A 15,233-nucleotide genomic window follows, 5' to 3' on the forward strand; every position below is an offset into this window, starting at 1 on the left:
GGTGTTGTGGCGGCTGGCACATCCGACGAGGACCACCGTATTCTCAGCGGTCAGCCGGCATTTCGTTGCCGCGTTGAAGCAAAGGCATTCACGAGCTCCGGCTCAGTTGCCGGGGTCAACGCGACTGCTCGCCCGCAGGTAGTTTTGCCTGATGGCCGGGTGGAAGTCCGGGGCGGGTGCGGCGTCCACCGCGACCGGCCAATCCGGCCGGTTGCCGCTGGAGGCCCAGACTGCCTGGACGGCAGCACCCCGGGCCACGTACTCCCCCGGGCTCGGGACCACGACCGGCAGGTCGAAGACCTGGGCCGCGATGGCCTGCACCGCGGGGTTCTGCACGGCGCCGCCGATCAGCAGGAGCCGTGTTGCGGGGCTCCCTTGCGCCCGGAGGGCATCCAGGCCGCCGGACAGTCCGCAGAGCATGCCTTCGATGGCGGCCCGGGCCAGATTGCTCCTGGTGCTGGAGGCAATGCTGAGCCCGTGGAAGCTGGCCTTGGCGTGGGGCAGGTTGGGCGTGCGCTCACCTTCGAAGTAGGGCACGAGCACCACGCCGCCGGCGCCGGGTTCGGCGCCCAGGGCAAGTCGCGCAAGTTCGTCGAAGTCCACGCCCAGGATGCCTGCCACGGAGCCGAGCACGCGCGCGGCATTAAGCGTGACGGCGATGGGCAGGTATTCTCCGCTGGCGTCCGCGAAGCCCGCCACCGTTCCGCTGGGATCGGCGACGGCACGGGACGCCACCGAGAACACCGTGCCACTGGTGCCGACGGACACCACCACGTCCCCGGGTTCGGCCCCCAGACCCAGGGCGGCGGCCGCATTGTCTCCGGCGCCGGCACCGAGGAGAATGCGGTGCCCGGGTCCGGCCGGGCTTGATCCGGACTGGCCGGGCAACTGAGTCGCGGAGCCGAAGCAGCCGGGGTGAACCGCCCCGGCGGAGCCGCCGGGGCCCAGCACCCGCGGCAGAACCACGGTGCCTGGATCCCGGTGCCCGGCACCCCCGCCGGCTTCCCTGGCGTCCCGGCCGAAGGCCAGTTTGAACAGCTCCACATCGTATTCGCCGGCCGAAGGGCTCCAGTATCCGGTGCCGCTGGCATCGGAGCGGTCGGTGGTGAGCTGGTCCAGGTCCGGGCCCAGCGGGCTGGTTGCTGCCGGGCCGTAACCGCGGAGCCGCCAGGTCAGCCAGTCGTGGGGCAGCGCAACAGCCGCCACCCGGTCCGCCAGGTCCGGTTCGTGGTCCCGGACCCAGCGGATCTTGGTGATGGTGAAGGAGGCCACCGGGACCAGCCCGGTCCTGCGGGCAAAGTCGTCCGCCCCCACTTCGTCGGTGAGAGCGGCCGCTGCCGACGCCGATCGGGTGTCGTTCCACAGCAGCGCCGGGCGCACCACGTTGCCGTCGTGGTCCAGCAGCACCATGCCGTGCTGCTGGCCCCCCACCGAGAGCGCACTGACGTCCGCCAGCCCGCCGGCGTCGTCGAACGCCGCTGACAAGGCCCGCCACCAGTGATCCGGGTGGACTTCCGTTCCGTCCGGGTGGGCGGCCCTGCCCTCGCGGACCAGCGTGCCGGTGCCGGCGTCGAGGATCACCACTTTGCAGCTTTGGGTGGAGGAGTCCACACCGGCAACAAGGTTCATGGAAGCAGCCGTCACGGTCTTAGCGGGCGCCGAGCAGGTGCTCGATGAAGAGCTGCTGCAGCTTCACGAAACCGAAGCCCTTGCCGCCGAAGTAGGCGTCGGCGTCGAAGTCCTCGTAGGAGGCGCGGTCCGCGCGGAGCTGTTCGTAGCCTTCGCCCGGGTTGAGGGTGGGTTCGTTGATTTCCGCCACGCGGGAGGCCTGCAGCGCGGCCTGGACCTCGGGGTCGGCGCGGAAGGCCTTGGCGCGTTCCTTGAGCAGCAGGTAGGTCTGCATGTTGGCGGCCGCGGAGTCCCACACGCCGTCGATGTCCTCGGTGCGGCTGGGCTTGTAGTCGAAGTGGCGCGGGCCGTCGTAGGCCGCCCCGCCGTCGGGGCCGCCGTTTTCGAGCAGGTCCACGAGCGAGAACGCGTTCTGCAGGTCGCCGTGGCCGAACACCAGGTCCTGGTCGAACTTGATGCTGCGCTGGCCGTTGAGGTCGATGTGGAAGAGCTTGCCCTGGTAGAGCGCCTGGGCGATGCCGTGGGTGAAGTTCAGTCCGGCCATCTGCTCGTGCCCGGTCTCGGGGTTGATGCCCACCAGTTCGGGGCGCTCGAGGGTTTCGATGAACGCCAGGGCGTGGCCGAGGGTGGGCAGGAGGATGTCGCCGCGGGGTTCGTTGGGCTTGGGCTCGATGGCGAACCGGATGTTGTAGCCCTTGTCCGTGACGTAGTCGCCCAGCAGGTTCACGGCTTCGCGGTAGCGTTCCAGGGCGCCGCGGATGTCCTTGGCGGCGTCATATTCGCTGCCTTCCCGGCCGCCCCACATGACGAAGGTTTCCGCACCCAGCTCGGCGGCGAGGTCAATGTTGTCCAGGACCTTGCGCAGGGCGAAGCGCCGGACGCCGCGGTCGTTGCTGGTGAAGCCGCCGTCCTTGAAGACGGGGTGGCTGAAGAGGTTGGTGGTGACCATCGGGACGATCATGCCGGTGGCCTTCAGCGCGCCGGTCAGCCGGTCGATTTCGCGCTGGCGGTCAGCCGCGGAGCAGCCGAAGGGAAAGAGGTCGTTGTCGTGGAAGGTGATGCCGTAGGCGCCGAGGTCGCTGAGCCTGTTGACGGCTTCCACCGTGTCCAGCGGCGGGCGGGTGGCGGAGCCGAACTGGTCCTGGGCCTCCCAGCCCACTGTCCAGAGGCCGAAGGAAAACTTGTCGTCACGGGTGGGCTGAATCGCCATTGAATGCTCCGAAGGTAGGTGTGGCTGCTGTTGCGCGGCTGGCGGGGAACCAGAGGGAATTGTTCTTGACCCAAACATATTATGAATTTTTGCGGTGTCAACCCCACCAAGCACGGAATGGATACCCGGCTCTGGCCCTGCGGGTGGGTGAATGTTAAGTTGTTCGTAACAGCAATTTGGCCGGCAGATCAAGCAATGAGGCCCTTGGGGGAAGGATCCCACCGTGATTGATCAGATGGTGACCGAACGCAACTGGCCGGAAAACCTCAGCTACGAAACCCATCCGCGCACTGCGTCGGAACCGCAAGACCTCCGGCTGGATTCGGATGAGAAATTCCGCAACGCCTTCCTGGACCGCGCGGTGGCCGGCCGCTGATAGTGTCACGATGATGCCTCCACGTACTCTTGCTTCCGCGGCGGCGAGGGAGCCGGATCCGTCCCGCCGCAACAATTTGTCGCTGCTGACCTCCCTCGTCCACCACCACGGCGTCCTCAGCCGTGCCCAACTGACCCGGCACACGGGACTGAACCGTTCCACCGTCGGGACGCTGATCGGACAGCTCGTTGCGTTGGGCCTAGTCTATGAAACGGCGCCCGCCGGCGAAGGGCACGTCGGCAGGCCGAGTCCGAACGTCCATCCGAGCCCGTCGGTCGCGGCGTTGGCAGTCAACCCAGAAATCGACGCCGTCACTATCGGCCTGGTCAGTCTCGGGGGGAAGGTGCAAAAGAAGATCCGCTTCGACACGGAACGGATACCGAGCGCCCGCGAAGCGGTGAATATCGCATCGGCCGTGATCGCCGGGATGCGCTCCGAGCTGGATGCGTCCTACCGGATCACGGGCATTGGCATGGCCGTGCCGGGCCTGGTCAACCGCGACGACGGCGTGGTCCGGCACGCTCCGCACCTGGGCTGGCGGAACGAGCCGGTCGCCCGAATGCTGAGCGAAGCCACCGGCTATCCGTGCCAGGCCGCGAACGACGCCTCCCTCGGCGCCGAAGCGGAGCTGATTTTCGGCGCCGGCGCCGGGCAGGGGAACCTGATCTACCTCAACGGCGGCGCCAGCGGCATCGGCGGCGGAATCATCTCCGACGGGCAATTGCTCAGGGGCGCCTCCGGCTACGCAGGGGAGATCGGCCATACCTTTGTCCGCTCCGGAGGAAAGCGCTGCCACTGCGGCGCCACCGGCTGCCTGGAAACCGAAGTCTCCCAGTCCCGCCTCCTCGAACTGGCCGGGCTAAGCCGCGGCGACACCGCCGACCTCGAAAAGGCGCTGGCAACCAGCAGCAGTGCTGAGGTGAACGACGAAGTGGCACGCCAGCTCATGTTCCTGGACATAGCCCTGCGCAATGCCGTGAACATTTTCAACCCCGAGGCAATCGTCCTGGACGGCTTCCTGGGAACGCTGTACGCCCTCGCACCGGAGTCGGTGGACGGAGTGCTGCTGTCCCAGGCAATGGACGGCCCCGCCGGGCAGGTCGAGATCTACCGTGCAGCGCTCGGTTCTGACCTGATGATGATCGGGGCCGCGGAGCTGGCGTTTACCCCGTTCCTGGCCGACCCCGCGGGCCTCGGCACAACCACCCGCACCGCGCCCGCGGCGGGCTAGGAACCCGACACTGGTTCACCCGACACTGGTTCAAAAGCCGGAGCAGCCGGTACGGCGTTGCGCGCGGATCGACCCCTCAGGCCAACTATCTGCCATACAAATAGGTGGCATCAGTAAACGCCTCTTCACCGAATACCTCTCTTGCCTCAGTCTGGTTACTAGACCTGCAGCGACCCCACTCAAGGCAATCAGTACTTAGAAGGAATTCAACGTGGAAACTCCCCTCTCCCATCTTGCCCACCTCGAGATCACCACTCCCGACGTCGAAGCCTCGGCACGGTTCTACGAGGAAAAGTTCGGCATGCGCATCATCGACCGGGTGGACGGCAACGTCTACCTGCGCTGCTGGGGTGACTACTACCGCTACAGCCTGGTCCTCACCGAAGGTCCGGAAGCTTCCCTGGGCCGGATGGCCTGGCGCGCCAACTCCCAGACCGCCCTGGAAGCCGCAGCCCAGCGCGTCGAAGCAACCGGTGTCCAGGGCAGCTGGACCGCCGGCGGCCACGGCTACGGCAAGGCCTACGAATTCACCGGCCCCTATGGCCACCCCATGCGCCTCTTCTTCGACGTTGAGAAGTTCGTGGCTGAGCCCGGTTTTGAATCCACCTACCCGGACCGGCCGGAGCGCCGCAGCAGCCACGCCGCAGCGCCCCGCTTCCTGGATCACGTCACCGTGGCCTCCTCCGATGTCCGAGGCTTCGCCAAGTGGTACAACGAGGCGCTGGGCTTCCGCGTCATGGCCTTCGTGGACCTGGACGAGGCACCCATCACCGTCTTCTCCGTGCTCACGACCAACGAAAAGTCCCACGACCTGGGCGTGGTCCTGGACACCTCCAGCCGCGCGGGACGCGTCAACCACATCGCCTTCTGGGTGGACGCCACCGAAGACCTGCTCCGCACCGCGGATGTCATGATGGAAAACGGCACCGCCATGGAATACGGCCCCTCCATCCACGGCGTGGGCGAGCAAAACTTCCTCTACTTCCGCGACCCCTCTGGCCTGCGCGTCGAGCTCAACTCCGGCGGATACCGCAACTACGTCCCGGACTGGGAAGCCAACACCTGGAAGCCCTCCGAAGGCTCCAATAACTTCTACAAGAACGGCGCCATGCCGCACTCCATGACCGAGTCCTTCCCTCCCGCGGAAGGCTTTACCGCCACCGAAGAAGGCGCCTCCCCCGAAATGAAGGAAGCCCTCCTGAACCCCTACGCCAAGCAGGGACGGGGCTAGGACACCATGGCCGAAACACAATATGCACTCATCCGGTTCCAGGAGACCGGTGACAGCAAGGCCCGCGCGGGCCTGCTGGTCGGCGACCGCGTCGTGGCCCTGAATGAGGAGATCAATACACTGATCGAGCACTGGGGCGCCGCCGAGAGCCAGCTGGACGCCATCGCCGCATCGGTCGGCGAGGACACCGGCCTGGCGATGGCCGACATCGAGGTCCTCGCCCCGGTAGAGCCTGTCCAGGTCCTTCAGACCGGCGCCAACTACCGCAAGCACGTCATCGACCTCGCCGCAGCCCACCGCGAACCGGGCCAGGACGAGGACGAAGTCCGGGACCGGACCGCCGCGATGATGGACAAGCGCGCGGGCCAGGGAACGCCGTACTTCTTCATCGGGCTGCCGACGGCGATCGCGTCCGCCACGGACGACCTCACCCTGCCTGCCTACTCCAAGTCCCACGACTGGGAACTTGAACTGGCCGCGGTGATCGGCAGGACGGCGTTCCGGGTCACCCCCGAGGAAGCCCTGGACTACGTCTTCGGCTACACCATGGTCAACGACATCACGACCCGTGAGTACGTGTTCCGCAAGGACATGCCGGCGATCGGCTCGGACTGGTACCGCGCCAAGAACGCCCCCGGCTTCCTGCCCACCGGACCGCTGCTGGTACCCGCCAAGTTCTTCGGCGACCCGCAGGACGTCCAGGTTACGCTGAAGCTCAACGGCAAGGCCATGCAGGACGAGTCCACCTCAGACATGATTTTCGGTGTCGCCAAGCTGATCAGCGAGGCCTCCCAGATCATGCCGCTGCGCCCGGGAGACCTCGTGCTCACCGGAAGCCCCGCCGGCAACGGCCAGCACTGGGGAAGGCTGCTCCAGGACGGCGACGTCATGGAGGGCACCATTACAGGTCTGGGCACCCAGCGCATCCATTGCAAGGACGAAGTTGTATCTGAAGGCAGCCAGCAGTGACCAGCCAGGACACAGCACCAACCACCACCGGCACCGGGGAACCAGTCACCGATTCCCCGGTCATCCGGCGTGAGGATCCGTTCGGCAGCATCCGCGCCATGGCCGAATCCCACAACAACTGGGGCCGCTGGGGCCAGGACGACGTCCTTGGGACCCTGAACTTCATCGACGCGGACAAGCGCATTGAAGCAGCAGCGCTGGTAAAGACGGGCGAGGCCTTCTCGCTGTCCCAGCCGTTCGACACCAACGGACCGCAGAAAGGCTGGCGGCGACGCACCAACCCTGTCCACACCATGACCGACACCGGGGTGGACGCCGAACGCGGCAACCAGGGCTTCCCGCACGGCTTCGGCGGCGCGGACGACGTCATTGCCATGCCGCTGCAGTGCTCCACCCAGTGGGACGGCCTCGGCCACATCTTCGACCAGGGCAAGGCCTGGAACGGCCGCGCCGCAGGGGACGTGGTCACCTCCGAAGGCGACCTGGTCACCGGCATCGAAACCGCCGCGGCCAAGATCGTCACCCGCGGCGTCCTGCTGGACGTCGGCCGCGCGCTCGGACCAGAGCTGGGAAGGAACGACGGCGAGCTGCCGGACGGTTTCGCCATCACCCCCGAACACCTCCAGCGGACCATCGACCTGCAGGGCCCCAGCTCAAAGGTTGGCCGGGGCGACATCCTGGTGATCCGCACCGGACAGCACACCCGGGTGCGCCGCGACGGCTGGGGCGACTACGCCGGCGGCTCAGCCCCGGGGCTGTCCTTCAGCACCGCACCCTGGCTTCACCGCAGTGAAATCGCGGGGATCGCCACGGACACATGGGGTTTCGAGGTCCGGCCCAACGAGTTCGACGGCGCCTTCCAGCCCCTCCACCAGATCGCCATCCCCAACCTTGGGCTGTTCCTCGGCGAAATGTGGGACCCGGACGGCCTCGCGGAGGCTTGCGCGGCAGACGGCAGGTACGACTTCCTGCTCACCGCGGCGCCCCTGCCCATTACCGGCGCTGTCGGATCGCCCGTCAACCCGATCGCCCTCCGGTAGCTTTCAGTACAACAGCACCACAACCATCATCAGTCAGGCCGTCAATACAAAGGAGTCAGCGATGGCAGCAGTACAGAACGTCGGAATCGTCGGGGCGGGAGCCGCGGGACTGACCGCCGCCATCCTGCTGGCCGACGCGGGAATCCAGGTTGAAATCCTGGAGAAGGCCGAAGCCCCGCAAACCCTTGGCTCTGGAATCACATTGCAGGGGAACGCCCTGCGGGTCCTCCGCCAGCTTGGCGTCTGGGAGCAAATCGAGGCGAAGGGCTACGCGTTCAGCACCCTCGGCCTGCGCGCCCCGGACCCCGCCGGCACCGTCATCGCCGTGTTGGATGACATGCGGACCGGCGGCGACGACCTCCCAGCCACCCTGGGCATGTACCGCCCCGACCTCACCGCCATCCTCCGCGAGCGTGCCGGGCAGGCAGGCGCACGGATCAGCTACGGCAAGACGGTCACCGAAATAACGGACGACGGCGGTTCCGTCACCGTGAGCACCGCCGACGGCGGCACCGCCCGCTACGACCTCCTGATCGGCGCCGACGGCCTGCACTCAGCTGTCCGCAAGGCCATCGGCATCGATGTTGAACCCCGGTCCACAGGCATGGGCATCTGGCGCGCGTTCGTGGAAAGGCCGCAGGACGTGGTCCGCACCGACCTGACGTACGGCGGCCCTTGCTTTATTGCCGGCTACTGCCCCACCGGCCCGGACACCATCTACGCCTACCTCGTGGAAAGGGCCCAGGAGCGCAAACACGAGGACGGCCCGCGCATTATGGCCGAACTCGCCGCAGCCTACGGCGGCCCATGGAACGAGATCTGCGCCAACCTGGACCAGAGCGCCCGTATCAACTACACCTGGTTCACTACCCACCTGGTGGACGGGCCGTGGAACCGCGGCCGCACCGTCATCATCGGCGACGCCGCCCACAGCTGCCCGCCAACCATTGCGCAAGGTGCTGCCATGGCAATGGAAGACGCAGCCGTGCTGGCCGATCTCCTGATCGGCGCCGACGACATCACCGAGACACTCTGGAAAGAGTTCACCGACCGCCGACTGGACCGGGCAAAAGCAGTGGTCGACGCCTCCGTCCAGCTGGGCCAGTGGATGCTCGACGGCGTCCGGGACGCCAACGTGCCGGGCCTCATGCATTCAGTCTCCAGCTTGGTTAGGGAGCCCGCATGAGCACCGGCCCTGCTGAAAAACCCACCGTGGACGTCCACGCCCACATCCTGCTTCCGGCCCTGCAGCAATTGGTGGCCGAAGCTGATCCCAAGGGCTTCGGCGCTCAACAGGCCCTGGAAGTCCGGCGCAACGGACCAGAGTCGATGGCCGCTTCGGGAAAGATGATCAAGGAGCGCTGGCCGCAGCTGACGGACCTGGACCGCCGTCTTGCGGACATGGACGCCCAAGGCGTGGACGTGCAGCTCGTCTCTCCGTCGCCGTCGCACTTCTACTATTTCGCCGCGGAAGAGCTGGCCCTGCAGGTTGCCAGGGCCGCCAACCAGGCGGTGCGGGAGTTCGTGGACCGCGCCCCGGAACGGCTGAACGGCCTGGGCCTGGTCCCGCTGCAGCATCCTTCCTTGATGGTCGAAGCCCTGGAACACGCCATGCTGGAGTGCGGGTTGCTAGGCGTGGAAATCGGCTCGTTCGCCGCCACCCCCGCCGACCCGGAGCGCAGCACCGTTGAGCTGTCCGACCCCAGGCTGGAACCGTTCTGGAGCCGGGCCGAGGAGCTTGGTGCGCTGGTCTTCCTGCACCCGTTCGGCTGCTCGCTGGACGAGCGGCTGGACCGCTTCTACCTCGCCAACACCGTCTCCCAGCCCGCGGAAAACGCGGTGGCCCTGTCCCACCTGATCTTCAGCGGTGTCCTGGACCGGCACCCGAGCCTGTTGGTTCTGGCCGCGCACGGCGGCGGCTACCTTCCCACCAGCCTTGGCCGCTCCGATCACGCCTGGAGGGTCCGGCCGGAGGCACGCGGCTGTGCTGAGCCGCCGTCGTCGTATGTGAAGAAGCTGTTCTTCGACTCCCTGGTCCACAGCCCGGCTGAACTGCGGGCGCTCGTGGCCGCCGCTGGCCCGGAGCAGGTCCTGCTGGGCTCGGACTACCCGTTCGACATGGGCTCCGACCGCCCCGCGGCCGAGGTCATCGAGGCACAGCTTTCCGCCGAGGACGAGGCCAGGGTGCTGTCCGGCAACGCCGCTGCCCTGGGCATCACGCCCGCTTCCCCCCTCGCCGCCCGCCGCACAGCTTAAGGACTTTTTTATGGTCAAGATTGCTAGCTGGAACCACGACGGCGGGACGCAGTCCGGCTTCGTCGACGGCGGTAACTGCTATGCCCTGCCCGCAGGCCAGACGGTTCCGACACTCCTGGAAGCAGGGCTCGAGGCGACCCTGGGTTTGGCCCGGCGGATCATCGGGTCTGGCCCGGCCGTTCCGCTGGCGGACGTGCAGCTGCTCGCCCCACTGGCGCCCGCCACCATCCGGGATTTTGTCGCGTTCGAGGAACACGTCGAAGGCGTGCGGAAGAGCATCGACGGCGTGGCCGGCGTGGTGCCCGAATGGTACGAGGCGCCCACCTTTTACTTCACCAACCCGCATACGGTGACCGGCACCGGCGAGGTGATTGGTATTCCGGCGGGCTGCGAGGACCTGGACTTCGAGACCGAGGTAGCCGCCGTCGTCGGGCGCGTCCCCGGAAGCGACGGCCGGAACCTGACTGCAGCGGAGGCGCACCGGCACATTTTCGGCTACACCGTCCTCAACGACTGGTCGGCGCGGGACCTGCAGCGCCGGGAGATGAGAGTCAGCCTGGGGCCGTGCAAGGGCAAAGACTTCGCCAATACGCTGGGGCCTTGGATTGTCACCGCGGATGAGTTCGAGGACCTGCACGACGCCGAGGGGTTCCTGCCGATCTCCATGGCCGTGGAAGTCAACGGGAAAGCCATCGGCCAGGACCTGCTGTCCAATATGGGTTGGCCGTTCGCCGAGCTAGTGGCCTACGCCTCGCAGGACTCCGTGGTCCGGCCCGGCGATGTGCTGGGCTCCGGCACCTGCGGCAGCGGTTGCCTCGCGGAGCTCTGGGGACGGAACGGCGCGAAGACTCCCCCGCCGCTGAAGACGGGAGACATGGTCCGCATGACGGTGGAAGGCATCGGGACCATAGAGAACACGGTAGGTGAACGCCGTAACGCCGGGACTCTGGTGCGTGCCCGGCAGCGTCCGCGCAACCGGGTTGCCGCTGCGGTTACGTCCGGTATCTAGGGTGCTCTCCCTTCAGCTCGATGGCCGGACCGTGGTGGTCACCGGCGCTGGCCAGGGCCAGGGCGCTGCCGAGGCGCGCATGCTGGTGGAGGCCGGGGCCCGCGTCATTGCCACAGACCTCGCAGCGGACATACCGGCCGAGCTGGCCGCCGTGTCATCGTCTTCGGCCGGTGCGCTGGTGTACCGGCAGCTGGACGTCAGCGATGCCTCCGGCTGGTCCGATCTCGCTTCCTGGATCGAGTCCCAGGGGTGGCAGGTGGACGGGCTGGTCAACAATGCGGGCATCACCCAGCGGAGCCGGTTGCTGGATGCCTCTGTGGCTGACCTGCAGCGCGTCTATGAAGTCAATGTCGCCGGAAGCTTGCTGGGGATCCAGGCGCTCGCACCGCTGATGGGCAGTGCCGCATCCATCGTCAATGTCGGTTCCGTCGCAGGCCTGACCGCGCACTATCCGGTGGCCTATACCGCCAGCAAGTGGGCGTTGCGGGGCCTCTCGCAGGTGGCGGCCATGGAACTCGGCCCGCGGGGGATCCGCGTTAATACTGTCCATCCGGGCTTCATCGAAACGCCCATGACGGCGAGCGCTAAGCCGGAATTCAGGCAGGCCACCCTGGCCGAGACCCCGCTGGGCCGCACTGGAAGCGTGGAGGAAGTGGCCGGCGTCGTGCTGTTCCTCCTCAGCCCGCTCTCGTCCTTCGTGACCGGCGCCGAGATCCCGGTGGACGGCGGCCAGTCGGGCCACGGCGGAGCAAAGTCTGTCTCCGACGCCATGCGCTGACGCGGTGCACGATTCCAACTAGCCCGGCAGCACGGCCGACCAGCCGCCGTCGACCATCAGGTTGGCGCCCGTCACGTATGACGCTTCGTCGGAGGCCAGGAACAGCGCGCATTTGGCCACTTCTTCCGGCGTGCCGATCCGGCCCAACGGGATGCTGCCGGCGATGGACCGCATGGGGTGGTCGGCGGCCAGGAGGTTGCCCTCGGTCGCTGCGGTGCGGATCATTCCGGGGCTGACAGTATTGACGCGGAGTCCATGCGGAGCCCCTTCGGCCGCGAGCTGCCTGGTCATGGCCACCACGGCCCCCTTCGTGGCGGTGTGGGCCAGCCGGCCGTTGGTCATGGAACCGGTAACTCCTGCCGTGGATCCCACCAGCACGATGGCGGCGTCCCGCACCCGGATCAGTTGTGGCCAGAAGTATTTGACCGGCAGGAACACCACATCCATCTCGTGTTCGACATTCCACTTCCAGTCGGCAAACGTGAGCTGCTCCACCGGGGCGAAGCGGGTGACCGCCGCGTTGGCATACAGGATGTGCACCTGGCCGTGGTTTGCGGCTACGTCCTGCGCCCATGCCGCCACAGCGGCCTCGTCTGTGAGGTCAACCCGGCTGCTGCTCATCCGGCCCCCGGCGGCGGTGACCTGGCGGACGGTGGCCGCGGCGCCGTCGTCGTCCATGTCACAGCCCACCACCACGGCGCCCGCCTCGGCGAAGGCGAGCGCCGCCGCCCTGCCTTGGCCGCTGGCCGTTCCGGTGATGACGGCGGTCTTGCCGTCGAGGCGCTGGCTGGAGACAGGCATGGGGGATCCCTTTCGAAAGTACGTTTCTTCGACTTTCGCAGGGATGGTCCGGATGGGGAACGGCGCTTTGGTTCTAGGTGGTATCCGCCGCGTGGATAGTTACCGGGTGCGCGGTGATGGGGAAGAGTTCGTGCAGCCGCGAACAGGCCCGCTGGACCACGGAACGCAGCCAGACGCTGGCAGGGTCCTCCGCCTGGGACGGGTGCCAGTACATCGCTTCCACGAGGGACGCTTCAGCGCCTTCGGAGAACCCCAGCACAACGATATCCGCGCCGCGCTGGGCCCGTGCTGCCAGCATCCCGGGGACGAGCGCCACGAGGTCTGTCCCTTCCACCAGGAGTGGCAGGGACAGGAACCCGGCCACCACAGCCGCCACGCGGCGCTGAATACCTCGCGATTCGAACAGCTTGTCCGCCGGGGTGCTGATTCCCTCACCGAAATAGCCGACGGCGTGGGGAACGGTGGCCAGGTCCTCCACGGTGAGCCGGGGCCGCTGGAGCAGGGGATTTCCGGTGTCAGCCACAGCAACAAAGCTGTCCCGGAACAGCTGCTTGCTGGCTCCCTGCATCTGGTATCCCGTGGGCCCGACGAGCAGGTCGATTTTTGAGTAGTCGGCCATCTGGCCCTGGATCCCGGACTTGGCTGTGGGAACGAAATCCACCGACACTCCGGGGGCCTCCTCGCGCAGTATCCCCCGCAGCGGCCCCACGATCAGGGCCGCCGCGTAATCCGAGGCGGCGATAATGAACTCCCGCTCGCTCGTGCCGGCGTCGAAGCCGGACCGCACCCGCGTGGCCCGCTGGATGTGAAGCATGGCTTCATCAACCAGCGGGACCAGGGACTGTGCGAAGGGCGTGAGGTCATAGGCGCGGCCGTTCCGCACCAGGAGTTCGTCGTCGAAATGGCGCCGGAGCCTGGCCATTGCGGCGCTGGTGGCCGGCTGGCTGAGCTGGAGCCTCTCGGCTGCCCGGGAGATATTCCGCAGTTCCAGCAGGACCTGCAGCTGGGGCAGCAGGTTGAGGTCCAGGTTCTTCATACCCACAGGTTATCCGTGCCTCGACGTCAGCCCGGCCACAGCTGGCGGGCGTCTGAGCCCCAACGAGCAGCTGACCTAGGCACTCTGCGAACCAAGCTCCTCAGCAACCTTCCGGGCACCGCGGACGGCGATGGCCACGCTCATCAGCGTGGGATTCATGGCCGTGGCCGTCGGAATGAGCGCATTTCCGCCCACCACCAGGTTGTTGTAGCCCCACACGCGTGACCAGGGATCCGCCACCGAGGTGCCATCGTCGGTTTCACCCATGCGCATGGTGCCCTGGTAGTGCAGGCTCGAGCCGTTCGGCATTAGCCTGGGCTCGGCCACGAAGGCGCCCAGGGCCTTGCCGGCACGCCGCAGCCGCTCGGTTGCCTCGGCGATTTCCGCGTTTTCCCGTTCTGTGAGCGCATACTCGATTCTCATGTTGGGGAATCCCCGGTAGTCCGGCTCATTGTCGTCGAACGTGACGGCATCCTCGTAGCGCGGGTGCTTGCGCATGCCGTAGCCCATGTTGACGTAGCCCCAGCGGTTCTCGGAGTACGGGGTTCCCGGCTCCATTGGGAACGGCGTGGTCTCTGTGTACATGACCTGGACGGAGAAGGGGTGTTCCGGCTCTGAGAACGGGATGCGGTTGACCGCCGCGACGGGGTCTGCCGGGTTCAGTGCGCGCCGGGCCAGCTCGGCCTTAAGGTCTTCTTCGGTGGCGTACCGCCCCATCCTTTCGGCGTCCAGCGCCACCGTGGAGATGACCACGGGATGCTCGGTCAGGTAGTGGCCGAGGGCCTGCGGCCGCACACCGGATGCCCAGAGGAGCTGCGGGGAGCGGAAGGCATCGGCGGCCACCACCACGATGTCTGCTGCCACGAATGACTTCTCCCCGGTGCGGAGGTCCTCGACGGTGACACCGGTGACCCGGTGTCCGTCCAGTTCCACGCGGCGGACCAGGGTGAGGTCACGGAGTTCGAACTGCTTCGAGAGCGGGCTGTCCTTGTCGATCAGCGGGCCGAGGACGACGTCGGCCCCCGCCCAGCGCACCGAGCCGTCGGGCTGCGGGTCCCCGGCAACCGGAAGGGTGCCCACGCCGTACCCTTCCGGCAGCTCCGCGCCGAACTCTTCATCGAGGAGGGTCCGAATGGCCTCACCAACGGCGGAGTCGGCAAACGCTGCGCTGTGGACGTGCAGCAGCTGCTTCGCGTCCTCAATCAGACCGTCCCATTCCTCGTCAGCTATGAAGGGGACTTTTTCACTGAAGGCGGGCGACGGCGTCGCGCAGGTCCAGTGCGCACCTTGGCCACCCACGTTGGTGGCCGCAGCCGCCGCGGGAAAACTCGAGGCGTGGGCGGAGCCCGCACCGCCGAAGTCCAGAAGGTGGGTTCCCTGGCGGGCGGTGAACATGCCCTCGGTGACTGTGGCTGCCGGGATGCCGAGCGACTCCCGGTAGGCGCCGGCCTGCGGCCCCTGCGACATTTCGCGCGCACGAGCCTTTTCGCCAGGGTCGGCAATGTTGCGGACGCTTTCGCCGGGAACCTCCGTCACCTGCGGTCCGGCTTCGAACATCACCACCCGCGCGTTCGGGACCTGCTCGAGGAGCACCCGCGCATAGGTGGAGCCGATGGGCCCGCTGCCGACGATGGCGATGGTTGGGTTGGACATGATGTCTCCTTTGA

14 protein-coding genes are annotated in these 15,233 nt (G+C 67.1%); 9 read left to right on the plus strand and 5 right to left on the minus strand.

Going from position 1 to position 15,233, the window contains the following annotated elements:
• Positions 1–102: 102 nt before the first annotated feature.
• Positions 103–1,629: a xylulokinase gene (locus AC1DGD_RS17035; RefSeq protein WP_476857607.1), complete on the minus strand. Its 1,527-nt coding sequence runs from the start codon at positions 1,627–1,629 to the stop codon at positions 103–105.
• Positions 1,630–1,648: 19 nt separating this feature from the next.
• Positions 1,649–2,839 carry a xylose isomerase gene (xylA, locus tag AC1DGD_RS17040; protein WP_476857608.1) on the minus strand — a complete coding sequence of 397 codons (1,191 nt, stop codon included), beginning with the start codon at positions 2,837–2,839 and terminating at the stop codon, positions 1,649–1,651.
• Positions 2,840–3,062: 223 nt separating this feature from the next.
• Between xylA and AC1DGD_RS17045 the strand changes: the two genes are divergently transcribed.
• The 9 genes from AC1DGD_RS17045 (at position 3,063) to AC1DGD_RS17085 (ending at position 11,729) form a co-directional block, all read left to right on the plus strand.
• Positions 3,063–3,215 (plus strand): hypothetical protein, encoded by a 153-nt coding sequence (locus AC1DGD_RS17045; RefSeq protein WP_230010248.1) that lies wholly within the window; start codon positions 3,063–3,065, stop codon positions 3,213–3,215.
• Positions 3,216–3,225: 10 nt separating this feature from the next.
• Positions 3,226–4,446 (plus strand): ROK family transcriptional regulator, encoded by a 1,221-nt coding sequence (locus AC1DGD_RS17050; protein WP_476849702.1) that lies wholly within the window; start codon positions 3,226–3,228, stop codon positions 4,444–4,446.
• 211 nt (positions 4,447–4,657) lie between these two features.
• Positions 4,658–5,677: a VOC family protein gene (locus AC1DGD_RS17055; RefSeq protein ID WP_476857609.1), complete on the plus strand. Its 1,020-nt coding sequence runs from the start codon at positions 4,658–4,660 to the stop codon at positions 5,675–5,677.
• Positions 5,678–5,683: 6 nt separating this feature from the next.
• The gene (locus AC1DGD_RS17060) at positions 5,684–6,646 is read left to right on the plus strand and encodes a fumarylacetoacetate hydrolase family protein (protein WP_476857610.1); all 963 of its coding nucleotides are present in this window, start codon (positions 5,684–5,686) and stop codon (positions 6,644–6,646) included.
• Complete coding sequence (locus AC1DGD_RS17065; RefSeq protein ID WP_476857611.1) at positions 6,643–7,686, plus strand: cyclase family protein; 1,044 nt, start codon at positions 6,643–6,645, stop codon at positions 7,684–7,686. Before AC1DGD_RS17060 ends, AC1DGD_RS17065 begins: the two co-directional genes overlap by 4 nt.
• Before the next feature lie 61 nt (positions 7,687–7,747).
• Positions 7,748–8,872, plus strand: a complete 1,125-nt coding sequence (locus AC1DGD_RS17070) for an FAD-dependent monooxygenase (RefSeq protein ID WP_476857612.1) — start codon at positions 7,748–7,750, stop codon at positions 8,870–8,872.
• Positions 8,869–9,942 (plus strand): amidohydrolase family protein, encoded by a 1,074-nt coding sequence (locus AC1DGD_RS17075; RefSeq protein ID WP_476857613.1) that lies wholly within the window; start codon positions 8,869–8,871, stop codon positions 9,940–9,942. Before AC1DGD_RS17070 ends, AC1DGD_RS17075 begins: the two co-directional genes overlap by 4 nt.
• Positions 9,943–9,952: 10 nt before the next feature.
• Complete coding sequence (locus AC1DGD_RS17080) at positions 9,953–10,951, plus strand: fumarylacetoacetate hydrolase family protein (RefSeq protein ID WP_476857614.1); 999 nt, start codon at positions 9,953–9,955, stop codon at positions 10,949–10,951.
• Between the two features lies 1 nt (position 10,952).
• Entirely contained in the window at positions 10,953–11,729 is a 777-nt protein-coding gene (locus AC1DGD_RS17085) for an SDR family oxidoreductase (protein WP_230008665.1), read from the plus strand.
• A gap of 18 nt (positions 11,730–11,747) precedes the next feature.
• On the opposite strand, the gene AC1DGD_RS17090 is transcribed toward AC1DGD_RS17085, so the two are convergent.
• From AC1DGD_RS17090 to AC1DGD_RS17100, 3 genes are all read right to left on the minus strand, one after another.
• A complete protein-coding gene (locus AC1DGD_RS17090) occupies positions 11,748–12,530 on the minus strand; it encodes an SDR family NAD(P)-dependent oxidoreductase (RefSeq protein ID WP_476857615.1) in 783 nt (260 codons plus the stop codon).
• 73 nt (positions 12,531–12,603) lie between these two features.
• Positions 12,604–13,566: a LysR family transcriptional regulator gene (locus AC1DGD_RS17095; RefSeq protein WP_476849710.1), complete on the minus strand. Its 963-nt coding sequence runs from the start codon at positions 13,564–13,566 to the stop codon at positions 12,604–12,606.
• 75 nt (positions 13,567–13,641) lie between these two features.
• A complete protein-coding gene (locus tag AC1DGD_RS17100; RefSeq protein WP_476857616.1) occupies positions 13,642–15,219 on the minus strand; it encodes a GMC oxidoreductase in 1,578 nt (525 codons plus the stop codon).
• Positions 15,220–15,233: the final 14 nt, after the last annotated feature.

The organism is Arthrobacter sp. 05T45, from assembly GCF_056395875.1.